Origin of the sequence: Williamsia muralis NBRC 105860 (assembly GCF_001598915.1) — a bacterium.
GTDB classification, from domain to species: domain Bacteria; phylum Actinomycetota; class Actinomycetes; order Mycobacteriales; family Mycobacteriaceae; genus Williamsia; species Williamsia muralis.
The window spans coordinates 184,113-207,951 of sequence record NZ_BDAP01000006.1 but is presented as its reverse complement, the minus strand read 5'-3'; the positions used below and the strand labels follow the sequence as shown (position 1 = coordinate 207,951).

The window sequence follows — 23,839 nt, the reverse complement described above, 5'->3', positions numbered from 1 at the left end:
CGCCGTGCGGCTCTGCCCTAGATGGCGAGCCGGGTCGCCGGACCTGTCTCCATCCGGCCGGAAACGATCTGGAGTCCGTGGTGGGTCCCGGGTTTCAGCCACTGCGACAACGTCGGTCCCTCGGAGAGCACGGTGACCCGTGCATAGCGCGCTTTGCCGGTGAGCTTGGATCCGGCCAGCAGCAGCGCACCGTCCACCGGCTGGGCGAATCCGAGACCGCCCTTGATCGGGAATGCCGGGCCACGGCCCTCGGATTGTGTCTGGACGGTCCAGTCCGGGCCTCCGGCACCAGAACCCGCGAGTACGTCGCCTGTGAACTCGGCCAGGACCTTCGGCAGACTCCAGTGCTCACGCCCGCCATGGACCGAGGCCGCGGAGTCGACGGCGATGAACGGCACCGACATTCGCGGCAGTGCGCCGAGGCCGCCGCCGGGTCGTCGCAGTACCGGGCTCGCCAGGATCTCCCGGTACGGGCCCACGGGCGAGTCGAGATAGTCGACGACCATGCCGATGGTCATCGGGAGGACAGAGTCCTTCGGGCCGATGGCCTTCGCCTGCTCTGTACTCCGGTGCCACCACAGGGTGGCGCGCACCGCGGCCGGCCACGGCGGCGGCGAACTGATCGGCACGTCTCCTGGCTCGATCGCGGACTCGGCAACACTCCACATCAGCATGCCCCTTTCGCGGACTCCGGCATCGTGACGAACAGGGGCAGGCGCAGTGCTCCGGGCGCACTCTCGGGGACCACCGGCGATCGTGGTGCCGTGGCAGCAACGCGTCGGTACGGCTCACCCAGGCCCGGGCGCTTGTCCTGCTCACCCTTGTTGGGCCACATCGCGATCGCTCGTTCGGCCTGAGCAGTGATCGTCAACGACGGATTGACACCGAGGTTCGGGCTCACCGCCGAGCCATCCACCACATGCAGACCCGGATGACCGTAGATGCGATGGTAGGGATCGACGACACCGTGGTCGGCGTCGGCGCCGATCACACAGCCGCCGAGGAAGTGCGCGGTCATCGGGATGTTGACCACTTCGGCAATGGATCCGCCCGGGTCTCCGTCGATCTTGTCGGCAAGCAACCTGATGGCTTTGTGGCCCTGGGGTATCCACGACGGCGGCGGATCACCCGCTCCGCGACGGCTGGTCAGCTGCCGACCGAAAATCGTACGCTTGGAGCCCAATTCGAGCGAGTTGTCGTCGGTCTGCATCACCAGCGCGATCACCGTCTTCTCTGACCAGTGCCGTACGGACAGACTGCGGAAGAACGCTGCCGGGTGCCGCAATGCCACCCCGATGGTCTTGAACACTCGCGGGACCGGCCCGCCGCCATCGGACAGCACGGTCTGGAGCAGGCCGATGGCGTTGCTGCCCTTGCCGTATCGCACCGGCTCGATGTGGGTGTGGTCGTCGGGGTGAAACGACGACGTGATGGCAATGCCCTGTGTGTAGTCGACTTCTCGATCACGAGCTGTCGCGGCCAGCACTGCCTCGCTGTTGGTGCGGACCACCGACCCGAGTTGGTCGGACAGCTCCGGCAGCTCGCCGGTCTCCTTCATGGCCAACAACAACTTCTGGGTGCCGTACGTGCCGGCAGCGAAGACCACCTGACCGGCGAAGATCGATCTGTCCTTGCGCCGGAGTTTGGCACCGGTGCGGCGGGTGACGAGTTCGTACCCTTCGGCGGCGGGCCGCACCGCCCGCACCGTGGTGAGAGGCAACACGGTGACCCCCGCGTTCTCGGCGAGGTGCAGATAGTTCTTGACCAGTGTGTTCTTGGCGCCCACCCGGCAGCCGGTCATACAGGAGCCGCACTCGGTGCAAGCTGTACGTTCGGGTCCGACCCCGCCGAAGAACGGGTCGGCCTCTCGCTCGGTGCCGTTGCCGAAGAACACGCCTACCGGCGTGGTGGTGAACGTGTCCCCCACCCCCATGTCGTCGGCGACCTCGCGCATCACCTTGTCCGCCGCCGTCACCAGCGGGTTGTCCACCACGCCGAGCATGCGACGGGCCTGGTCGTAGTAGGGGTTCAGCTCGTCCTGCCAGTCGGTGATGTGCCCCCACTGCGGGTCTTCGAAGAAGCGCTTCGGTGGTTGGTAGAGAGTGTTGGCATAGTTGAGCGACCCGCCGCCCACTCCCGCGCCGGCCATCACCAACACGTCGGGCAAGAGGTGGATACGTTGCAGCCCGTAGCATCCCAGCCACGGCGCCCAGAGGTACTTGCGAAGTCGCCAGCTCGTCTTGGGCAGCTGATCGTCGGTGAATCTGCGGCCGGCCTCGAGAACGGCCACCTTGTAACCCTTTTCGGCCAGCCGTAGCGCGGCCACCGAACCGCCGAAGCCTGATCCGACAATCACCACGTCATAGTCGTTCATGCCGGCTCACTTTCGCGTGGTCGAGGCGCGGGCACCGTGCCGCGGCCGAGGTCGTAGTCACTCAGATCAGCCGAGCGCAAAGCTTGTCGGAACTCCCACGTGAACGTCGGCCACATGACCGAGTTCCGACCGTTCTTGTCGAAATACCAGCTCGAACAGCCACCCGAGTTCCACACCGTGCCCTCGAGTTGCTCGTCGATCCCCTGGTTGTATTCGGCCTGCTTGCGCTTGTTGACGTTCACCGAAGCGATGTTGCGAGAACGCATCTGGGTGATCGCCGAGCTGATGTACGCGGCCTGCGACTCCAGCATGAAGACGATGGAACTGTGACCGAGGTTGGTGTTCGGCCCATACATGAGGAACAGGTTCGGGAAGCCGTGAACGGTGGTGCCGCGATACGCATTCGGGCTGCCGTTCCAGGTGTCGGCAAGGGTGCGCCCGTCTTCGCCGTAGAGAACGCTGGCCACCGGCGGCTCGGTGGCGGTGAACCCGGTGCCGAACACGATGGCGTCGACCTCGTGTTCGCGGCCGGCGCCGTCGACAACGCCGTCGGCGGTCACCGCCGCCATGCCGGTGTCCACGAGGGTGACGTCTTCGCGCGCAAGCGTGGACAACCATGTGTTGCTGAGCAACATTCGCTTGCAACCGATGGTGAACTTCGGCGTCAGCTTCTTACGCAGCCCCGGATCCTTGACCTGCTTGCGCAATTGGCTCATGGCCAAGAGCTTGAACAGCGGCAGCAGGAACGTGAACTTCGCCAGGGCGACGACGTAGGCCTCGCGGTAGAAGTACAGACTGTTGCGTGCGAATCGCTGGGTGAACGGCGCCAGGCGATACAGCCTGCGTTCGAACTTGCCGATCTGTCGGTCGAGTCGCGGGATGATCCACGCGGGCGTCCGCTGAAAGACCGTCACATGTGCTGCAGGACCGGCCAATTCGGGTACGAATTGGATCGCCGAGGCCCCCGTCCCGACAACGGCGATGCGCTTACCCGCCGGATCGAAGTCGTGGTTCCAGGTGGCGCTGTGGAACATCGTCCCGGTGAACTCGCCGATGCCGGGGACGTCGGGAAAGCTGGGATTGGACAGCGTACCGGTGGCGGCGATCAGGACCTGCGCCTCGAGCTGTCCGCGCGAGGTCGACACCGACCAGCGCGCCTTGTCTGCGTCCCACCGCGCGCCGAGCAGTTCACACTCGAAGACGGTGCGATCGCGCAGGCCGCGCTGGTCGGCGACCGACCGCAGGTACGCGAAGATCTCCGGCTGGCGAGCGTAGTTGTGCGTCCACTCCGGGCTCTGAGCGAACGAGAACGAATACAGATTGCTCGGCACATCGCAGGCTGCGCCCGGGTACGTGTTGTCTCGCCACGTCCCGCCGACATCGCTTGCGCGCTCGATGATCAGGACGTCGGCCGAAGGCGTGTCGGCGAGAATCTTGTGTGCGGCAGCCAGGCCGGCGAAACCGGTGCCGACGATCAACGTGTGCACTGACGCCGGAAGATCGTGCTGCTCGATCGCATCTGAACTCAGCGCGGTCATGTGGTGGTCACCATTGCCTCCCATATCGGTATCAACCGCTTGCGGAGCTCGCGGTCGGACTTCTCGTTGCGGAACAGTGCCGAGACCGCCAGTCCACGGGCGAGTTCGACACTGATCTCGATGGCCTCTGGCGACATCCGGTCACCGAAGATTGCGGCGCCACCGGTGTGGATGGCCTCGTTGACCCGCGCCTCGAGCGGCAGCACAGCTGCATGCAGCACAGGATCGGTCCGGGCCGCGATCCACAACTCGAGTGCGGCGTAGAAAAGCGGACCCGAGAAGGCGTCGAGAAATACCTCGACCCCGGGAACCTCGCCACTCGCATGAGCTCCGAGCATTTCCTCCAGCCGCTGTTCCACCAGGTGCTCGACCGCCGCGACGACCAACGATTCCTTGGTCGGGAAATGGTGCAACTGGGCGCCGCGGGACACCCCCGCGCGTCGAGAGATCTCCTGGGTGCTGGTCCCGGAATAGCCGTTGTCGATCAGGCACGAGATGGCTGCGTCGAGCAGTCGCGCCCGCATCTGCGCAGTGCGCTCGGCCTGGGTTCGACTCTGCGACGGAGCCTGGCCGGCCTCCTCCGTCACGCGTGTGTTGGTCGCCACATCGGTGAGGTTAGCGAAGAATTAAGAAACAGTCCAGTCTGTTTGTAAGTTGGCCACACAACTGAAGAAGCCCACCTCCGGACCCAGATCTTGCATTCCCGGGCGGAGGTGGGCTTGGTCCAGAAGAACTAACGCGCCAGGACACCCTTGGCGACGTGAGTGATCTGTACTTCGTTGCTGCCTGCGTAGATCATCAGCGACTTCGCGTCACGGGCCAGTTGCTCGACCCGGTACTCGGCCATGTAGCCGTTGCCACCGAACAACTGGACGGCTTCCATCGCGACCTCGGTTGCCGTGCGCGACGAGTAGAGCTTCATCGCCGACGCCTCGGCGAGGTCGACCGGCTTGCCCGCCTGCGCCCGTTCGAGGGCATGAAAGACCATGTTCTGCACGTTGATCCGGGCGACCTCCATCTCGGCCAGCTTGAGCTGGATGAGCTGCAGATCGGCGATGGGTTTGCCCCACAGGGTGCGCTGCTTGGCGTACTCGACACAGAGTCGCTGGCACTCGTTGATGATGCCGAGCGACAGCGAGGCGATACCGACCCGCTCGAGCACGAAGCCGGCCTTGGCGCCCTCACCGCCGCCTTTGGCACCGACCTCCTCCGTCTCGCCGAGGAGCCGGTCCTTGTCGAGCTTGACGTTGTCGAAGAACAGTTCGCCCGTGGGCGACGACATGATGCCCATCTTCTTGAACGGCTTGCCCTGAGTGAAGCCCTCCATGCCCTTGTCGAGGACAAAGGTCAAGACCTTGCGCTGGCGCCGATCGACCGATGAGTCGCCGTCGTCGAGCTTGGCGAAGACCACCGCGGTGTCCGCGAACGGACCGTTGGTGATGAATGTCTTCTGGCCGTTGAGGACGTAGTTGTCGCCGTCTCGCCGGACGGTGGTCTTCATGCCACCCAGTGCATCCGATCCCGAATCCGGCTCTGTGATCGCCCAGGCGCCCACCTTGTTCATGGTGACCAGGTCGGGCAGCCACCGCTTCTTCTGGGCGAGCGTGCCCTTGGATCGGATCGTCGACGGGGTGAGCCCGAGACTCACACCCATCGAGGCGACGATGCCCAGGCTCACGCCCGACAGTTCGATGTTGAGGATGGCGCCCATCGAAGTCATCCCCGGGCCGCCTCCCGAACCGGTCTTGGGCTCGGCTTCTCCGCGGGCCACCGCTTCATCCCTGGCGAACTCCTTCTCCAGGGCGTCGGAGGCCATCGCATCCACGCCGAAGGTCTTGAGCAGGTTCCGGATGATGTCGTAGGGCGGAAGGACGCCCGTCTCGAGCTCATCGATGTGCGGACGGATCTCCTTGTCGATGAAGCCGCGCACGGCATCGCGCACCATCAGATCTTCTTCGGACCACTCGTACATGCAGATTCCCCTCGGATGTCGACGTTCTGCACCAACACTAGAATCCGAGATCACTTTTCGAGGCGGTTCACCGATTCCCGAACGCCCGGCCGCAGACGCCAGCGGCCACCGCGACGACGTAAGCGGATCACATCTGCAGGCCGGACCTCGATGCTGAAGAAGTCCGCTCCGATCGCGGCCGCGACAATGCCCTGCGCGGTACCCCCGGCGACGACCACTGCGACATCGTCGCCGCCTCGGTCATGCAGCCACTCAGCAAGGCGCCCAACAAAATCGACGACACTCTCGCCAGCATGCGGAGCGGCTGCCGGGTCGGTGAACCACTGACCGAGTTCGACGGGATCTACCTGATCGGGCCGCAGGCCGCCCCATCGGCCCAGGTCCATGGCCCGCAGTGCCGGTTCGACGTGTGCGTCCCGCGCGCCCATCAACCTGGCCGTGTCGCGCGCAGAGACGTCCGGAGCAACAAAGACTTTCGCGCCCGAGTGCAGGCGCAGACCCGTGGCATCGGCTTGTCCGCGCGTGTCCAGCGGCTCGTCGTGCGATCCGAAGGTCAACGTTGCATTCGGGCCCGTTCGTGCAGCCACGACCACTGTGAGATCCAGTGGGGGTTGGCCCGTCATGTCGGGCGGGCTCCGCCTTCCGCCCCGTTGCGAGCACCTGCACCGGCCGTGCGGGCCGTCTGTTTGCCGATCCAGTTGAGCGCCAGCGCGAATCCGAGGCCGAGGACTGCCCACAAGATCACCTGATTGATCACCGAGTAGTACCGGAAGTCGCCGAGCAGATCGGCCGGGAATCCAGGGAACACCATCGACTGGCCGTCCATGAGCGGGCCCGGCACCTCGTCGAAACTCGGCAACAGAACCACGGTGACCGCGATGGCGGCCAGATACGCGACGCCTGCCACCACTGCCGCATACAGGCCACCGATCTTCGGTGCCAGCCAGAACGCCAAGACCGCAGCAGCGATCATGAAGCCCACCGCCAGCAGCAGGATCGTCAGGTACGCGCCACTGCGCGACCCGATCGTGTCGTCACCACCCACCGCAGGCGGATTCGCGGGATACGCGCTGAAGGGAATGAGATACACCGCGACGAATCCGCAGACTGCGAGCAGAGCTGCCACCGTCCGCGGGTCGGTTGTCGGGTACCGCCGGCCGACGTAGGCCCACACAACCGTGAAGGCAACCGCGAAGAACGCCCCGATGATCAGGCCGAACACCACCGATCCCACACCGGCGCCGAAGTTCTGCTGCACGGTCCGGGAGAACAACTCGTGGTCGTGCGCGTGAGATCCACCGGTCAGTTCGAGTTCGGCGTGCGACCGGCCTTCCTCATACCCGACGGCACGGTCGACGAGGGGCTCGATGTAGATCCGGGCGAAGACGAACGCCACTATTCCGGCGACCAGACCTGAGAGCAGTCCGGCGCCGATGAACTTCTTTTCCACGTGTTCGCCTGCTCAGTGGCAGGGGAAGCCGAGGAAGTGCCGCGCGTCGTGGATGTACTCGTGGACATGGGTGTCGCTGCCGAACACCGACACCGCGCCCTGGTCGAAGCCGAGGAAGTAGTAGGCGAGGGACGCGACCATGGTGGTGGCGGTCAGCCAGAGTGCGGCGTTCACCACCGACACATCCGGGACCGCGACGGCCAACGTGGGGACATTCGAAACCGGTTGCGAGACCGAAGAACTCGACATTGATATCTCCTCTCGCGGGATGCGCGCCCCGCGTCGACCTGGTGGGTGTCGTGCCCCGGTCCCCTGACTTGCGGCTCCACCCGGTGGGTTGAGATCAGCTCACAGTGGCGCGACCGCTCCGGATTTGCACCGGATTTCCCGTTCGCACGACGTGCGCTGACTCTATTCCGCAGCGTTTTGCCCGGTCAACACCGACCCGCCGAACGATCTCCTCTTGCGATCCCCCGGTCAGCGGCTTCTCCCGACATGTCAGACCCGTCATGGATCATGGAGCTATGGCCGCCCGCAAGCCCCCCACCTCGACATCCGGCGTGCCCAGCGCACAGCAGGTGCTCGGCCGCTTCACAGCGCCGACCCGTACGTGGTTCGACGCGGCCTTCCCGGCACCCACATCAGCGCAGCTCGGGGCATGGAACTCCATCGCGGACGGCCAGAACACCCTGGTCGTGGCGCCTACCGGGTCGGGCAAGACGCTCTCGGCATTCTTGTGGGCACTCGATCGTCTCGGCGCCGACCCGCTTCCCGACGGCGCCAAGGCCGCCGGCACGCGCGTTCTCTACGTGTCGCCGCTGAAGGCTCTTGCCGTTGATGTCGAGCGCAACCTACGCGCGCCTCTGATCGGGATCACCCGGGCCGCGCAGGAGCTGAACCTGCCCGTCCCCCAGATCACGGTAGGCGTGCGATCGGGCGACACCCCGGCCGCACAGCGCCGTCAATTGCTCCGCACCCCGCCCGACATCCTGATCACCACCCCCGAATCCCTCTTCTTGATGCTCACGTCGTCTGCACGCGACACGCTCACCTCGGTGCAGACGGTCATCGTCGACGAGGTGCACGCCGTGGCGGGCACCAAGCGGGGCACACATCTGGCGTTGTCGCTCGAACGTCTCGACGCCTTGCTGGAGAACCCGGCACAGCGCATCGGGTTGTCGGCAACCGTCCGGCCACCCGAACGTGTCGCGGGATTCCTCTCCGGCAGCCGGCCCTACACGATCGTGCAGCCGCCGGCGTCCAAGACGTTCGACCTTTCGGTCGACGTCCCGGTCGCGGACATGACCAACATCCCGGTGATCGCCGGCAACGAAGAGATCGACGACGAGGCCTCCGCTCCGGCGGCCGGATCGCTGTGGCCCTTTGTGGAGAGCTCGATCGTCGACCTCATCGAGAAGAACCGGTCGACCATCGTCTTCACCAACTCCCGCCGCCTGGCCGAGCAGCTCACGGCCCGCCTCAACGAGGTCCATGCCACCCGGCTCGGGCAGGCACCGGAGCCCGCATCCAATCCGCGGGTGCCCGGCGGTGCGCCGGCTCAGGTGATGGGCAGTGGCGCCAGCAAAGGTGCCGAGCCCCTGCTCGCACGCGCCCACCACGGATCGGTGAGCAAAGAGGTACGCGGACAGATCGAGGACGACCTCAAATCCGGCCGCCTGCGGTGTGTGGTGGCCACGAGCAGTCTCGAACTCGGCATCGACATGGGTGCTGTCGATCTGGTCATCCAGGTGGAGGCCCCACCGTCGGTGGCCAGCGGATTGCAACGCATCGGTCGTGCCGGGCACCAGGTGGGCGAGATCAGTCAGGGAGTGCTGTTCCCCAAGCACCGCACCGATCTGCTGCGGTGTGCTGTGGCGGTCGAGCGGATGACCGACGGACTCATCGAAGAACTGGTCGTTCCGGCCAATCCGCTCGACGTACTGGCGCAGCAGACCGTCGCGGTGTGCGCAACGGGCAGCATCGACGTCGACGAGTGGTACCAAATCGTCCGGCGCAGTGCGCCTTACGCCACCCTGCCCCGTCCGGTCTATGACGCCACGCTCGATCTGCTGTCCGGCCGTTACCCGTCCGATGAGTTCGCCGAGCTGCGACCGCGAGTGGTCTGGGACCGCGCCAAGGGCACGATCACCGGACGTCCCGGTGCACAGCGTCTGGCGGTCACCTCTGGCGGCGCGATCCCGGACCGCGGCCTGTTCGCCGTCTACATGGTGGGCGAAAAGCAAACGCGGGTGGGCGAACTGGACGAGGAGATGGTCTACGAGTCCCGGGTGGGCGACGTCTTCGCCCTGGGCGCGACCAGCTGGCGGATCGAGGAGATCACGCACGACCGGGTGCTGGTCACCCCGGCGTACGGCCAGGCGGGCCGGCTGCCGTTCTGGCACGGTGACAGCATCGGCCGACCCGCCGAACTCGGAGCCGCCATCGGTAAATTCGTCGGCGAGCTCAGCAGCACGGACAAGATGGCCGACCACGCCGAACGCCTCGGACTGAACGCGTTCGCCCGAGACAATCTGGCCCAGCTCATCTCCGAACAGCAGGCGGCCACCGGCCACCTGCCCACCGACCGCACGTTGTTGGTCGAACGCTTCCGCGACGAGCTCGGCGACTGGCGGGTGATCCTGCACTCCCCTTATGGCCTGAGGGTTCACGCGCCGTGGGCCAGTGCCGTCACCGCACGACTGCAGCAGGACTACGGCATCGACGGGGCGGTCTCGGCCGCCGACGACGGGATCATCGTCAGGCTCCCCGACACCGACGACCAGCCTCCCGGTGCGTCGCTGTTCAGCTTCGAGCCCGACGAGATCGAGCAGATCGTCACCGAACAGCTGGGCGGCTCGGCCATGTTCGCGTCACGGTTCCGCGAATGCGCTGCCCGGGCACTGCTGTTGCCACGGCGCAACCCCGGCAAGCGTGCGCCGCTGTGGCAGCAGCGTCAGCGCAGTGCTCAATTGCTGGATGTGGCAAGGAAATACCCGCAGTTCCCCATCATCCTCGAGGCGTTCCGCGAATGTCTGCAGGACGTGTATGACCTGCCGGCCCTTGTCGACATGCTCACCCGCATCCAGAATCGGCGCCTGCGGGTCATCGAGGTCGAGACCGAGACGCCGTCTCCGATGGCCTCCTCGTTGCTGTTCGGCTACGTGGGCGCCTTCATGTACGCCGACGACGCGCCGCTCGCAGAGCGTCGCGCCGCCACCCTGTCCCTCGACACCGCGCTGCTGGCGCAGCTGCTCGGGCGCGTCGACCTGCGGGAGTTGCTCGACCAGAACGTCATCGCCGACACCGAGGCCAAGCTCCAACGCCTGCACCCGGATCGGCAGGCGAAAGACGCCGAAGGCATCGCCGACCTCTTGCGCTGGCTCGGTCCACTCACCGCAGACGCCGTGGCCCTTCGCTACTCCGGCGACGATTCACGCGAGCTGCTCATTGAGCTGGTCGGCGCCGGCCGGGCCATCGAGGTCCCCCGCGGCGGAGGCATCGTGTGGTTCGCTGCCGCCGAAGATGCCAGCCGGTTGCGGGACGGGCTCGGGATCCCGCCACCGCAGGGCCTTCCGATGGCGTTCCTCGACCCGGTCGACGACCCGCTCGGCGACCTCGTCGGCCGGTTCGCGCGCACCCATGGCCCGTTCGTCGCAGCCGATGTCGCGGACGCGCTGGGACTGGGCATCGCTGTTGTCCGCGACACCCTGGTTCGGCTGGCCGGCCAGCGACGGGTGGTCGAAGGCGACTTCCGGCCGGAACCTGCCGGCACCCTGCGCAGCGGCGAGCAGTGGTGCAACACCGAGGTCCTGTCCAGCTTGCGCCGGGCCTCGCTCGCGGCGAGCCGGGCGGAGATAGCTCCCGTCAGTCACCAGACCTACGCGCGATTCGTCACCGGCTGGCAGCACGTCACCGACCGCACGCGTCTGCGCGGCATCGACGGGGTGTCTGCGGTGATCGACCAGTTGGCCGGAGTTCCCATCCCCGCGTCGGCGTGGGAGTCACTGATCCTGCCCGCCCGGGTGTCCGACTACCGGCCCGACATGCTCGACGAGCTCACTGCAGGCGGCGAGGTGCTGTGGGCCGGGCACGGCCGGTTGTCCGGATCCGACGGCTGGATCAGTCTGCACCCCGCCGATCTCGCCGAGGACAGCCTGCCTGCACCCACCGAGATCGACATGGGCGATCTGCATCAGCGAGTGTTGGACCAACTCGCTCCGGGCGGCGCCTTCTTCTTCCGTCAGCTGAGCGACTCGCTGTCCGTCGACGGTGTCGCGCCGCTGGGGTCGGACCTCGAGATGGCCCTGTGGGACCTGGCGTGGGCGGGTCGCATCAGCAACGACACGTTCTCACCGGTGCGCGCCCTCCTCGGACCGGGCCGCAAACCCGGGGCCGTCCGGGGCGTACCGGCTCACCGCGGGCGGCGCAGATTCGCGCGCACTCCCCGTACTGCGCCGATGTCGATGACGGGGCGATGGTTTGTCCTGCCTCCACCGTTGGGCGACCCCACGTTGGCCATCGCCGCGCAGTGCTCGACGCTGCTGGACCGGTATGGCGTCGTCACCAAGGGGGCGGTGATGACCGAGGGCGTCGAAGGGGGCTTCTCTCGTGTCTACAAGGCCCTCACCGGGTTCGAAGACAGTGGCAAGGTGCGACGCGGCTACTACATCGATGGACTCGGCGGTGCGCAGTTCGCCGCCACCACCACCGTCGACCGACTACGCGACGAGGTGGAGACCATCGGTCAGTCCGCCATCGCCCTCGCCGCCACCGACCCGGCCAATCCGTACGGTTCCGCACTGGGCTGGCCGCCTCAAAAAGAAGGCCATCGCCCCGGCCGCAAACCAGGTGCGCTGGTGGTGCTGGTAGACGGCGACCTCGTGCTGTTCGTCGAACGCGGCGGAAAAACAGTGCTCACGTTCAGCGAGGACGCCGATACCCTCGCCGCAGCCACCTCCGCGCTGGCACGGGTGGTCATCCGAGGTCAGGTCGATCGGCTGTATGTGGAGAAGGTCAACGGAGAACCTGTGCTGACCGGTGACCTCGCGGAACATCTCCGGGAAAGCGGCTTCTCGGCCACGCCTCGCGGCCTGCGACTGCGCCGCACCGGATGACAACTCGCGTGCGAAGTGGCCGGTGATGCACGTGCTGCCGGGTCGGGCGTTTTAGGCTGTACCCGGGCCGGGACGCACCACTGAAGGATGACCATGACGCAACAGGCAACGACAACTGCAGCGGCAACGCTCAGTTCGGAGCTGCCCGCCTGGCAGCAGGCTCGCCGCCTGCGGATCATCAAGGCTGCCAATGCCGCCCTCAAAGAGCAGGAGTACGAGCAGATCCAGATCCGCGACGTGGCCAATGGAGCCGGCGTCGCGTTGGGCACGCTGTACCGGTACTTCTCGTCCAAGGAGCATCTCTACGCCGCGGTACTGCTCGATTGGGCGGCACCCGCCTATGCGAGGTCGGGCGAGGAATTGTCCGAGCACCAGATCCGCGCGAAGATGAATGCCGTCATCTCCTCCTTCGAGCGACGACCGCATTTCTTCAAGGTGCACGTCATCTTGCAATCCAGTGCCGACCCCAACGCCAAGGCCTTGCTCGCGCAATTCTTCGAGGTCTGCCAGCACACGTTGGCCGACGACTTCGCGCGTCTGGGACCCGAGGCGGCCAAGGACGCGGCGATCATGCTGTGGTCGATCATCAACACCGTGCTCACCGGGACGGTGTACAACGAGGGATCCATGGACGACGTCTATCGACTGTGCAACCGCTTCATCGACTTCCTGTTCGGCGCACCCATCGACCCCTCCCTTGAAAACTAGATTCGAGTTCTAGTACGTTGGCCGAAAACCTTCCATCTTCCGATCTGACGCGCAGGAGTATCCATGGGTTTTCGGGGCGATGCCGCAGTGGTCGGTTTCCAAGAGCTTGCGCCGCAGAAGGTCTCGACCCGTACGCCGCGGTTCACCTTGGAGCAGTGGGCAACGCTGGGAGCGGCCGCGATCGCTGATGCGGGCCTCACCGGTGTCGAGATCGACGGGATCGTCACCTCCACGCTGCTCGAGTCCGAGATGTTCGTACCGTCCACCATTGCCGAATACCTCGGTGCGCGAATCAATTTCGCGGAGACCGTCGACCTCGGCGGCGCGTCGGCCGCCGCCATGGTCTGGCGCGCTGCCGCCGCCGTGGAACTGGGTATCTGCCAGGCTGTTCTGTGCGTGATCCCCGCTGACTACGGAGTGCCGTACAACGAGAAAAAACCGCTGCCCGACAGTCTGACCGACATCCTGCTCTACGGCTCGTCGTCGAACCGGTTCGGTTCACCGCAGGCCGAGTTCGACATCCCGTTCGGCAATCTGGGTCAGAACGGCCCGTACGGCCAGATCGCGCAGCTGTATCGATCGGTGTACGGCTACGACGAGCGGGCGATGGCCAAGATCGTGGTGGATCAGCGCGTCAACGCCAACAACACTCCCGATGCGGTGTTCCACGACAAGCCGCTGACCATCGAGGATGTTCTGGCGAGCCCGATGATCGCCGACCCGTTGCGGCGGCTCGAGATCGTGATGCCCTGTTCGGGCGGGGCCGCGGTTCTGGTGACGTCGGCCGACCTGGCCCGTCAGAGCAAGAACCGCCCGGTGTGGATCAAAGGTTTCGGCGAACACGTTGCGTACAAGACACCGACGTATGCGGAGGACCTCCTGGAGAGTCCGATCGCGCGTGCCGCCGAAATGGCGTTCGACATGAGCAGGCTCGACCGCTCCGACATGGACATGGTGTCGATCTATGACTGCTACACGATCACCGTTTTGATGAGCCTGGAAGACGCGGGATTCTGCGACAAGGGCAAGGGCATGGAGTTCGTGAACTCGCACGACCTGACGTTCCGGGGCGACTTCCCGCTCAACACCGCGGGAGGACAACTGGGTTTCGGTCAGGCCGGCCTGGCGGGCGGGATGCACCACGTATGCGATGCGACGCGACAGATCATGGGTCGTGCGGGCGCGGCCCAGGTGCCCGACTGTAACCGGGCTTTCGTCTCCGGCAACGGCGGCGTGATGGGCGAACAGACCACACTCGTACTGCAGGGCGACTAGGAAGAGATGACCTCATGACGTTCGCCAAGCCGATGCCGGTGAAAACCCCTGTCAGCGCCCCTTTTTGGGACGCACTCTCCGAACACAAGATCCGGATCCAGTACTCGCCCTCATTAGATCGTCACGTGTTCTATCCCCGCATCTTGGCGCCGGGGACGTTGGCCGACGATCTCGAGTGGAGAGAGATCTCCGGGCTGGGAAAGCTGTACACGTTCACCATCGCGCGTAAACCGGTGTCTCCGCACTTCGCCGACTCCGTGCCGCAGCTGCTCGCCGTGGTGCAGTGGGACGAGGGACCGCGGGTATCCACCGAGTTGGTCAACGTCGACCCCTCAGAGATCCACATCGGCATGCGGGTCAGGCCGGTGTTCTTCGACTACCCCGATGACGACGTCACCTTGTTGCGTTACGAGCCGGCCGACTGACCTCGTGCCGGCGGGCGGTCAGTCCGGGACCGGCACGGGTTCCAGCAGTTCGGCGCGCGACTCCGGCGCGGCTGCGCGCAGGGCATCAGCGGATTCATCATCGGGTTGCCGCTGCGATGCCACCTCCGCCTCGACACGCGCGAGATAGGTCTGCACCTCGAAGTCGATACGGTCGCTGTCCCAATCAAGCAGCGGCGCAACGAGATCTGCAACCTCGCGTGCGCTCTTCACACCGCGGTCCGGATATTCGATCGCAATCCGTGTCCGCCGGGCCAGCACGTCTTCGAGGTGCAGTGCGGCTTCGCTGACCACCGCGTAGACCACTTCGACACGCAGATACTGGGGCGCCGCGGCCAAGGGTTCGAGAAGGCTCGAGTCCTTCTTGGCGTAGGCCAACACCTCATCGATCATCGAGCCGTAGCGGTTCAGCAAGCGACGGATGCGGTAGGGATGCAACCCGAATCGCTGCCCGAGCTGATCGCATTGGTTGATCAGGGCGTGGTACCCCTCGGCCCCGACCAGCGGGACCTTGTCGGTGACCGACGGGGCCACCCGCACCGGGATGAAGTCGGTGATCGCGTCCACCGCGTCGGCGGCCATCACCCGGTAAGTGGTGTACTTCCCACCGGCGATGGCGACGAGGCCGGGCGCGACCTCGGCCACCGCATGCTCGCGAGACAGCTTCGACGTCTCGTCGCTCTCGCCCGCCAGTAGCGGTCGCAGGCCCGCGTAGACGCCTTCGATGTCGTCGTGGGTCAACGGCGTCACCAGCACCTCGTTCACCTTCTGCAGGATGTAGTCGATGTCCGCCCGAGTTGCCGCGGGGTGAGCGAGGTCGAGATTCCAGTCGGTGTCGGTGGTCCCGATGATCCAGTGCGTCTCCCAGGGGATGACAAACAGTACCGACGTGGCGGTGCGCAGGATGATGGCCGATTCACTGACAATGCGGTCCCGTGGGACGACGATGTGGACGCCCTTGGACGCGCGGACCCGAAACCTCCCGCGCTGCTTCGACAGAGCCTGGATCTCGTCGGTCCAGACACCGGAGGCATTGATGACGCAGTGACTGCGGATGTCGGCGGTCTCACCGGTCTCGGTGTCGCGCACTCGAACTCCGCTCACCCGGTCGGCCTCCCGCAGGAAACCCGTGACCTGGGTGGAGGTCCGGATGACGGCGCCGTAATGCGATGCCGTGCGGGCCACCGTCAGGGTATGACGTGCGTCATCGACCACGGTGTCGTAGTACGTGATTCCACCGGTGAGCGAGTTGCGTTTGAGCGCAGGGGCAATCCGCAGTGCGCCCGACCGTGACACATGACGTTGTCCCGGAACGGATTTGGCTCCACCGAGTGAGTCGTACAGGAACAGGCCGGCGGCCACGTACGGCCGTTCCCAAACCCGGTGGCTCAGTGGATACAAGAACGGTAGGGGCTTCACCAGGTGCGGCGCCAGCGTGCTCAGCGACAGCTCACGCTCATGGAGCGCTTCGCGAACCAGACCGAACTCGAGCTGCTCGAGGTACCGCAAACCACCATGGAACATCTTCGATGAGCGGCTCGATGTTCCCGATGCGATGTCGCGGGCTTCGACGAGGGCCACACGCAAACCGCGGGTTGCGGCGTCGAGCGCAGTGCCCACACCGACGATGCCACCACCGACCACCACCACGTCGAACAGCTCTGTGGACAGCCGTTGCCAGGAGTTCTCCCGGTATCGAGGGCCCAGGTCGGACGGTCGATCGGGGTCGAATGCCGCTGCGCTCATCGCTATCTCCTCTGGTCACGGGTCGATCACCTGCCGCCGCGAACTCCGAAGCGGGCGAACCGACCGGACTACCGACGACAACGCTACCCGCTGGTAACCGGTCCGCCACCGCAAGTGGACCGGCCGTGTCCAAGTAGACAATCTGCGCGGATGGTCATGCGAAACTCGTTCCTGTGAGCAACAGCACCGGTTACATCGCTTCCATCGATCAGGGCACCACGTCCACCCGCTGCATGATCTTCGACCACGCTGGCCGAGTGGTCAGTTCTGAACAGATCGAGCATCAGCAGATCTTCCCGAAGTCCGGTTGGGTGGAACATGACGGTGCGGAGATCTGGCGCAACGCCCGGAGGGTGACCGCGGCCGCGATGGCCGCCGAAGATCTGTCCACCGCAGACATCCATGCCGTGGGCATCACCAATCAGCGTGAGACCACACTGCTGTGGGATCTCGCGACCGGTGAGCCGATCTACAACGCCATCGTGTGGCAGGACACCAGGACTGCGGCACTCTGCGAGGACCTCGGCGGCGAGCACGGTGCCGCCCGGTATCAGGAGCGCACCGGCCTCCCCCTGTCCACCTACTTCGCCGGGCCGAAGATCCGCTGGATTCTCGACAACGTCGATGACGCCCGCGAGCGTGCCGAGGCCGGTGAATTGTGTTTCGGCACAATGGATACTTGGCTGGTCTGGAACATGACCGGAGGTCCCGACGGAGGTCGACACCTGACCGATGCGACCAATGCGTCGCGGACCATGTTGATGGACATCGAGACGTTGCAGTGGGATGAGGAGATCTGTGCCGAGATGCAGATCCCGATGAGTCTGTTGCCGGAGATCTGCAGTTCGTCGCAGGTGTACGGACGGGTACGCGAGCGTGGGGCCCTCGCCGACGTGCCGATCGCGGGCATCTTGGGTGATCAGCAGGCGGCGACGTTCGGTCAGGCGTGCCTGGAGCCCGGTGAAGCGAAGAACACTTACGGCACAGGCAACTTCCTCCTCCTCAACACCGGTGAGGAGGTCGTCCGCAGCAGCCACGGATTGCTCACCACCGTGTGCTACAAGATCGGCGACAAGCGACCCGTGTACGCCCTGGAGGGCTCGATTGCCGTCACGGGTTCGCTGGTGCAGTGGCTGCGGGACAATCTCGGATTGATCGGCGCCGCAAGTGAAATCGAGACGGTGGCCCAGACCGTGGATGACAACGGCGGCGCCTACTTCGTGCCCGCCTTCTCCGGCTTGTTCGCGCCGCGTTGGCGGCCCGATGCCCGGGGCGTGATCGTGGGCTTGACCAGGTTCGTGAACAAAGGCCACATCGCGCGGGCCGCCTTGGAGGCCACGGCGTTTCAGACCCGTGAGGTGATCGAGGCGATGCAGGCCGATTCCGGTGTCGAGTTGTCGACCCTGAAGGTGGATGGAGGCATGGTGGTCAACGAGCTGCTCATGCAGTTCCAGTCGGACATCCTCGGCGTTCCCGTGGTGCGTCCGGTTGTCAGCGAGACCACGGCTCTCGGTGCGGCGTACGCGGCCGGATTGGCTGTGGGCTATTGGGGCACCGAGCAGGACATTCGCGACAACTGGATGCAGGACAAGTCCTGGGAACCGTCCATGGCAGCAGAGGACCGGGATCAGCGATTCGCCGAGTGGAACAAAGCAGTCGAGCGTAGCTACGACCTGGCCTGACCTCAGGTCCTGTCAGGGGTGTCGGGGGTGTCAGGGCCGTCGGGGTCGTTCGCGTTGGGGCTGCCGGCTTCCGGATTCGTACCTGGTGCAGACACCGCGTCCGAGCCTGTCTCGCCCGGCCTTGCCCAGTCGCCCAGGACGGGCGGTCCGACCAGCGGAAGGCGCCCGATGATCTCCTCGGCGTTCTCGCGGGTGTGCAGGTAGGAAGGTGCCCGGTGTTCGCCTTCTTTGTCTCTGCCCGCGCCGCGTCCGGCTGCACCCGGCGGGATCATCGGCGACCCACCGCGAGTCGACGTGGTCGGGCCGGACCCCGGCATTGGTCCGCCACCGGCGGTTGGCGTCGCGAGGGGTGTAACTGAGCGTGCGGCAAGCGATTTCGGGTCGGCACCGGCGCCGGCCCCGCCTGCGCCACCTGCACCGCTTGCTCCGAGTCCTCCGCCGCCGCGTGCTCCGGCCCCAGCCCCTCCACCTGTTCCTGCGCCGGCAGTCCCCGGGCGGGTTCGAGCAGAGGTCGTCGCAGCGCCGCTCGCGCCGGCCCCGTTTGCTTGTCCGGCAATCGGCGACCCGAAAGCCCCGTTGAGCGGGCCGGGTGTTGATCCGCCGGCGTGTGCAGGCTCGGTTTGGCCCACGTCACCGAGTGAGAGCGGTTTGTCTTCTACCGGGTCACCGCGGAAGGTCTCTTGTCCACCTGTGGGGCCCCCGGGTCCAGCGGGTCCTGCTGCGCCCGCCGTGTTGTTGGCGCCACCGACGCCTCCGAGTAGCCCTGAGTTGTCACCGCTGCCCGAACCGCTGCCGTTGAGGCCGGCTGAATTGGTGTTGATCGGTTGGAAGTCAGCGCCCAGCTGTGGCAGTGGTACTCCGGTGTATTCGGGTAGCGAGCCGTTGGCGCCGATGACCGGGTTGCTGTAGATGTCGGTCATCGTGGTGGCCAGTTCGGATTGCTGCAGTACCTGCCGAGCAACACTGGCGGCGTTGCCGCCGTACTGGGCGTCGAGGTCGGCGACGCTGCCCTGTGTCTGCGACAGGATCTTTGAGATTGCCGAGATCTGATCTGCTATCTGCATTCCCACCGATGCGGAGTCGTCCATATGGCGAATCGCATCCATCGTCGCGTGCCGCGAGCCGGTGACCGACTCCCCGTGGAACTCCCCTTCTGGGTACAGCCGTCCTAGCGTGGCGTAGTAGGTGTCCGACGCTGCCCTGATCCTCGCCGCGATCAACCTGATCGCTTCAGCGTCTGCTTCCGCCGAACTCGGCGCCATGCTGGCGCACACCGACCGCATCTCGTCGATCGCATGCCCGAACCAGTCCGTCTGCCCAATTGGCTTAGGCGGCATGAACTCCCCCGATTCACCTAGTCCGTGCTATCTGCCCAGTCAGTGCCATTTGCCTAGTAGTGCCGCTTATCCCACCAGTGCCTCCCCAGGCGCCTCACTGACTTGAACTTCAAAGCCATGCCCGAACTCGTACTCCGTTGCGGGCCTCAGCCGGGGATCTTGTCGATATACGCGCGAGTGAAGTCTTCGACCAGCTTGCAAGCCTGCGCAGTCCGCCCATCGCCAGATTCGAACACCACAACGTTCGTGACGACGCCGGCCGCGAGAGACTGTACGTAGGTGGAGCATGCGCCTGAATCGTCGAATGCCAGCGCGAACAGTCCAACGACGCGTCCGGCAGCCTCGAACTCCGGCCGCCAATCGTATTCTGCGGTGCCCCGCCTGTAGCTAGCTAGCGATTCGGAGTTTGTAACGACCTGACCAATTCCGAACCTAGACTGCATAATCCAGTTACATCCGCGGGTGCCTTGCCGATCTACAAGGGCTGCATCCTCGATGGACGCCGGGTCTACTTGAAACCGCGCAAGCTCGTCATTCGAGAAGGCAACGCACGGCTCGTATGGCGAGCCGTTGTTAGAACCATTCCATCGGTTTGGGAAACGATTCTCGAAGGGCAGCGGTAACGGCGTCTCAATCGTAGTTTGTTCGGTTGAGCTCCCGCTTTGACCAAGTGGCACGGCCCGAGTCGACTCGTCTTTGACGTGGCACGACAATAAAACGAAGGCAAGACCAAGTATCAACGCAGCACGTATAGGATTCAACGCGAAATCTGCCCTGCTTCTGTTTCGTCTGCTTGCGTAAGGACCGTCTTTGATCTTCTGCACTGCAGCGCAACTGATTTTAAGTATTCCACCTCAGCAGTCACCGCGCCTGCAAAAGATCCATTCTCACCATGTATAAGTTCGCGAAGATTGTCCATAATACCGTTTCCCTCTCCGCAATTCCCCGCCCAGTTTGTAGCCGCGACTGCGCGTAAGCGCACCTTTTCAACGTCCAGAACACCAGCAAATGCTTCAGCGGCTCTTGCCAGCTCATCCCACTGCGCATCGGTGAACTTCACTTCGTCTGTCACAGATCACTCCCCCGTTAGACCCCTCGCTCGGGGTTAGACGTTAACCGGTCCTGGATGGTTCCGTCCGATCCGTCCGAGTTTGGTGGCTGCACCGCCGTGTTCGGCTGGCGTTCCCGTTTTGGCCGTAGCCAGGCTGTCGAGCCCTTGGCCATCGAATGGCCGCCGCCCGTGGTTTCGCACGACCCGCACGGGTACGCATACCAACGACTGGGCGGCATCCAGCGCAGTCGCCCCGTCGTAAACCAAACCCGGCCGCGGTTAGCGCTCCGGTTGCTCGACAGGTTTTTCGCAGTCCGCGTCAGCGACGTCTAGCTCTGGGCTTGCCATCGACTCGGCCACGTTGTGTCGCTGGAGCTCCATGCGTTCTTGGCGTTCGTTGAGTGCTGCTTGGCGTTCGGCGATGATGTCCTGCCATGCCGCCTCGATGGTGTGGTCGGTGTGGTGGGCCCTGTTAATTCGCGGCTGCTGGTCCGGGTCGATGTACTTCGGTGGGATCCACGCCACCCGGCCCGTATCGGGTCCGTCGGTGACCATCACCGTCTGCCACTGATCCTCGCCCGGTCCGATCATCGCGTGATGCGGAATGCACGCCGGGGCGAGCACGTCGATGTCAGTCAAACCGCCGTCGGCCCAGGCAGTGGTGTGATGAATCTCGGTCCAGGAGATCGGGTTACGACAACCCGGACTGGTACAGCCTCGGTCTTTGGCGAACAACGCCATCCGCTGGCCTTGCTGGGCAGTGCGTTTCGCGCGGGCGAAGTACAGGACGTCGGCGGAGTGGTTGGCGAACACTGCCAACGACCAGTCCGCCCGCGCCGCCAACTCCAACGCATCCTTGACCGGCAGGTCAACACCGGAGGCGGTGTGGGCGATACCCGCAGCCTCATCAAGCTGCTGTTTGGTCATCGTGATGATGGCCTGCACCGGCAGGCCACGATGCGAAGTCCCCAACAGTTTGTACTCCAGAATCGTCTTCAAGATCGCTTTGAACGCATCGTGCTGACGTTGCGCTCTGCTCCGGGTGTCACGCCCGGCCGCGGCCTCGATGATCGCTAGATCCATGCTCGGGTCGTCTGCGGCCCCGGTCGGCGAGTTCGGGTCATCAGGATTGTTCATTCCCGGTGCTGCCCACACATCCATCACCGTGCGAAACAGTGCCAACGTTGCCGGGTCCAGGTTGCCACTGATTTTGGCCATCATGTCCAACCCTTGTGCACCGTCGGACAAGCCACGGTTGCGTTTGCGGTCAGCGTCATCGGTCAGCGATCCGTCCGGATCAACCCGGGCCAACACTTCTCGCCCGCAGACTTCGAGTTCGGTGGGAGTCAATGTGCGGGCATTGTCGGTCATCCAGGCATCGACCACGTCATACACCTCCGGCGCTGATTTGTGCGGAATGCGATCACGAACTTTGAGCATCACATCCATATGCGCCAACCCAATCGCACCCTCGGCCAACGCTTCGGCGGCGGCCGGGCATTTCGGGGGCAGCGCCTCGCCCTGCATCGACAACAACACACCAGCAGCATCAAGGGCTTTCAACCGCGACGAGGCATCACCCCGAGAGACCCGCAACTCACTCATCACAAACCGGTGCAACGTCGAATGACCAGCCTTACGGAACAAGCCCCCATCATTCACCTCCTGCAACCGCTTGAGGCCTTGAAACGTCAGTGCCCGAACAACTTTCTCGTTCACCCGCACCAACTCAGCAACCTGCACATCATCAACATCAGCCGACGACGCCGCAGCAATATCAGCCAACACATCCTGCAACTGGCCATACTTCGCCACCAACAACGCAACCGGCGGTGGATCCACCGTCACCGAATCACTCATCGAAAAGCCCCCCAGCCTGTCGAACGCTTAGGGCAATTCTATCAGCGGAACTCGATTTTGTCGAACACACGTTCGACTACTGGGCAGGTTGCACCGCCTCATACGCGACCGCCAACCGCCGCACCCCTTCGGCCAGTTGATCAGCAGGAAGCGTGGCGAAACTCAGTCTGAGACAGTCCCCGAAGTCGGCATCCACAGCGAACGCGGCGCCGGGGACAAATGCCACGCCGGCATCCACCGCCGCAGACAACAACTCCGTCGTGTCGATTCCGGGCAGTCGAACCCAGCAGAACATGCCCCCCTCAGGAGCCGTGAACTGAGGGGCCTCGCCAAACATCCGCTGCAGCGATTCGGTCAAAGCAGTTGCTCGAGAGGAATACTCGGAGCAAACATCAGCAATGTGTCCGAAGAACCACTCTCGGTCGGCCAGCAGATCCGCGACCATCAACTGACTGAACGTCGACCCACACAGATCAGCCCCCTGGCGTAGTCGCTCCACCAATGCGACCAGTTCGGGCGGGCCGCTCATCCATCCCACCCGCAGTGCAGGCGCAAGAACTTTGGACGCAGTACCGAGCAGGACCACCCGATCACTGTGCGCAGCAATTGGTCTCACCTCTGCGCCCGAGAAACGGAGTTTGCCGTACGGATCGTCTTCCACCACCACGAAGCCGAACTCGTCGGCCAACCGGGCCAGCTCCACCCGATTCTCCTCAGACGCGCTCACACCGCCAGGATTGTGGAAGTTGCTGACAGTGTGGACTATTCGGGGGCGCTCACCCTTTTGCAGCCACTCCCTGAGCAAGTCGACATCAATTCCGCTCGGCGTGATGGGCAAGGCACGAACCCGCGCCCGCACCGACTGGAACACCTGAAGAGCTCCCACGTAGACAGGGTCGTCCACGATGACGAGATCACCTGGATTGACCAGCGCGTGCGCCAGCAAGAACAACGCCTGTTGCGACCCGTGCGTCAGCAACACGCGCCCAGGGTCGTCGGTGCCGGTGTATTCGGCGACAACCTCGCGACACGACGACACACCGGCGCTCACGGTGTACTGCAGGGCGGTCGAATCCGCGATGATCCGGGCGGCCGACTCCGCGATCCGTTGCGCGGGAATGAGTTCCGTTGCCGGAAGCCCGCCCGCCATGCTCAGCACATTCGGCTGTTCGGTGAGCTTGAGCAGGTCACGGATGGCCGACCCACGCACGTTGGCGAGTGCGTGCGACGCTTCGTACCGAGGACTGAGGACAACCATTCGATTCACTCCAACACATTCTGAAAAGTAC

General features: G+C 64.7%; 19 protein-coding genes and 1 riboswitch. Of the genes, 5 read left to right on the top strand and 14 right to left on the bottom strand.

The genetic code is table 11. From position 1 onward, the window contains the following. Positions 1 to 17: 17 nt before the first annotated feature. From WIMU1_RS21085 to WIMU1_RS21050, 8 genes are all read right to left on the bottom strand, one after another. Positions 18 to 668 carry an acetoacetate decarboxylase family protein gene (locus tag WIMU1_RS21085; protein WP_062800303.1) on the bottom strand — a complete coding sequence of 217 codons (651 nt, stop codon included), beginning with the start codon at positions 666 to 668 and terminating at the stop codon, positions 18 to 20. Then, positions 668 to 2,374 (bottom strand): FAD-dependent oxidoreductase, encoded by a 1,707-nt coding sequence (locus WIMU1_RS21080; RefSeq protein ID WP_062800120.1) that lies wholly within the window; start codon positions 2,372 to 2,374, stop codon positions 668 to 670. The genes WIMU1_RS21085 and WIMU1_RS21080 overlap by 1 nt, the downstream gene beginning before the upstream one ends. After that, the gene (locus tag WIMU1_RS21075; RefSeq protein WP_062800119.1) at positions 2,371 to 3,912 is read right to left on the bottom strand and encodes a flavin-containing monooxygenase; all 1,542 of its coding nucleotides are present in this window, start codon (positions 3,910 to 3,912) and stop codon (positions 2,371 to 2,373) included. The genes WIMU1_RS21080 and WIMU1_RS21075 overlap by 4 nt, the downstream gene beginning before the upstream one ends. Then, complete coding sequence (locus WIMU1_RS21070; protein WP_062800301.1) at positions 3,909 to 4,436, bottom strand: TetR/AcrR family transcriptional regulator; 528 nt, start codon at positions 4,434 to 4,436, stop codon at positions 3,909 to 3,911. Before WIMU1_RS21070 ends, WIMU1_RS21075 begins: the two co-directional genes overlap by 4 nt. A 209-nt stretch (positions 4,437 to 4,645) precedes the next feature. Further along, positions 4,646 to 5,884 (bottom strand): acyl-CoA dehydrogenase family protein, encoded by a 1,239-nt coding sequence (locus WIMU1_RS21065; RefSeq protein ID WP_062800117.1) that lies wholly within the window; start codon positions 5,882 to 5,884, stop codon positions 4,646 to 4,648. Between the two features lie 50 nt (positions 5,885 to 5,934). Then, the gene (locus WIMU1_RS21060; protein WP_218017665.1) at positions 5,935 to 6,471 is read right to left on the bottom strand and encodes a histidine phosphatase family protein; all 537 of its coding nucleotides are present in this window, start codon (positions 6,469 to 6,471) and stop codon (positions 5,935 to 5,937) included. Between the two features lie 32 nt (positions 6,472 to 6,503). Beyond that, positions 6,504 to 7,334: a CbtA family protein gene (locus WIMU1_RS21055; RefSeq protein ID WP_062800113.1), complete on the bottom strand. Its 831-nt coding sequence runs from the start codon at positions 7,332 to 7,334 to the stop codon at positions 6,504 to 6,506. Between the two features lie 12 nt (positions 7,335 to 7,346). After that, positions 7,347 to 7,583 (bottom strand): CbtB domain-containing protein, encoded by a 237-nt coding sequence (locus tag WIMU1_RS21050; RefSeq protein ID WP_062800111.1) that lies wholly within the window; start codon positions 7,581 to 7,583, stop codon positions 7,347 to 7,349. A 40-nt stretch (positions 7,584 to 7,623) separates the two neighbouring features. Continuing rightward, a riboswitch (cobalamin riboswitch) is annotated at positions 7,624 to 7,752 on the bottom strand. A 106-nt stretch (positions 7,753 to 7,858) separates the two neighbouring features. Between WIMU1_RS21050 and WIMU1_RS21045 the strand changes: the two genes are divergently transcribed. The 4 genes from WIMU1_RS21045 (at position 7,859) to WIMU1_RS21030 (ending at position 14,856) form a co-directional block, all read left to right on the top strand. Continuing rightward, positions 7,859 to 12,448, top strand: coding sequence for an ATP-dependent helicase (locus WIMU1_RS21045; protein WP_062800109.1), 4,590 nt, complete (start codon positions 7,859 to 7,861; stop codon positions 12,446 to 12,448). Between the two features lie 93 nt (positions 12,449 to 12,541). After that, complete coding sequence (locus WIMU1_RS21040; protein WP_030171295.1) at positions 12,542 to 13,156, top strand: TetR/AcrR family transcriptional regulator; 615 nt, start codon at positions 12,542 to 12,544, stop codon at positions 13,154 to 13,156. Between the two features lie 63 nt (positions 13,157 to 13,219). Continuing rightward, entirely contained in the window at positions 13,220 to 14,431 is a 1,212-nt protein-coding gene (locus tag WIMU1_RS21035; RefSeq protein WP_062800108.1) for a thiolase family protein, read from the top strand. A 14-nt stretch (positions 14,432 to 14,445) separates the two neighbouring features. Continuing rightward, positions 14,446 to 14,856 (top strand): Zn-ribbon domain-containing OB-fold protein, encoded by a 411-nt coding sequence (locus tag WIMU1_RS21030; RefSeq protein WP_062800106.1) that lies wholly within the window; start codon positions 14,446 to 14,448, stop codon positions 14,854 to 14,856. An 18-nt stretch (positions 14,857 to 14,874) separates the two neighbouring features. Here the strand turns inward: WIMU1_RS21030 and glpD are convergent, their stop codons facing one another. Next, positions 14,875 to 16,620 (bottom strand): glycerol-3-phosphate dehydrogenase, encoded by a 1,746-nt coding sequence (gene glpD, locus WIMU1_RS21025; protein ID WP_062800104.1) that lies wholly within the window; start codon positions 16,618 to 16,620, stop codon positions 14,875 to 14,877. Positions 16,621 to 16,814: 194 nt separating this feature from the next. On the opposite strand from glpD, the gene glpK reads away from it, so the two are divergent. Then, the gene (gene glpK, locus WIMU1_RS21020) at positions 16,815 to 18,302 is read left to right on the top strand and encodes a glycerol kinase GlpK (RefSeq protein ID WP_062800299.1); all 1,488 of its coding nucleotides are present in this window, start codon (positions 16,815 to 16,817) and stop codon (positions 18,300 to 18,302) included. A 2-nt stretch (positions 18,303 to 18,304) separates the two neighbouring features. Here the strand turns inward: glpK and WIMU1_RS21015 are convergent, their stop codons facing one another. The 5 genes from WIMU1_RS21015 to WIMU1_RS20995 form a co-directional block, all read right to left on the bottom strand. After that, positions 18,305 to 19,639: a hypothetical protein gene (locus WIMU1_RS21015; RefSeq protein WP_147431394.1), complete on the bottom strand. Its 1,335-nt coding sequence runs from the start codon at positions 19,637 to 19,639 to the stop codon at positions 18,305 to 18,307. Between the two features lie 146 nt (positions 19,640 to 19,785). Beyond that, positions 19,786 to 20,463, bottom strand: coding sequence for a DUF3558 family protein (locus tag WIMU1_RS26930; RefSeq protein WP_371850311.1), 678 nt, complete (start codon positions 20,461 to 20,463; stop codon positions 19,786 to 19,788). Further along, positions 20,397 to 20,711 carry a hypothetical protein gene (locus WIMU1_RS26245; protein ID WP_147431395.1) on the bottom strand — a complete coding sequence of 105 codons (315 nt, stop codon included), beginning with the start codon at positions 20,709 to 20,711 and terminating at the stop codon, positions 20,397 to 20,399. The genes WIMU1_RS26930 and WIMU1_RS26245 overlap by 67 nt, the downstream gene beginning before the upstream one ends. A 258-nt stretch (positions 20,712 to 20,969) precedes the next feature. Then, positions 20,970 to 22,550, bottom strand: a complete 1,581-nt coding sequence (locus WIMU1_RS21000; RefSeq protein WP_062800097.1) for an HNH endonuclease signature motif containing protein — start codon at positions 22,548 to 22,550, stop codon at positions 20,970 to 20,972. 76 nt (positions 22,551 to 22,626) lie between these two features. Then, complete coding sequence (locus WIMU1_RS20995; protein WP_062800298.1) at positions 22,627 to 23,808, bottom strand: aminotransferase-like domain-containing protein; 1,182 nt, start codon at positions 23,806 to 23,808, stop codon at positions 22,627 to 22,629. Positions 23,809 to 23,839: the final 31 nt, after the last annotated feature.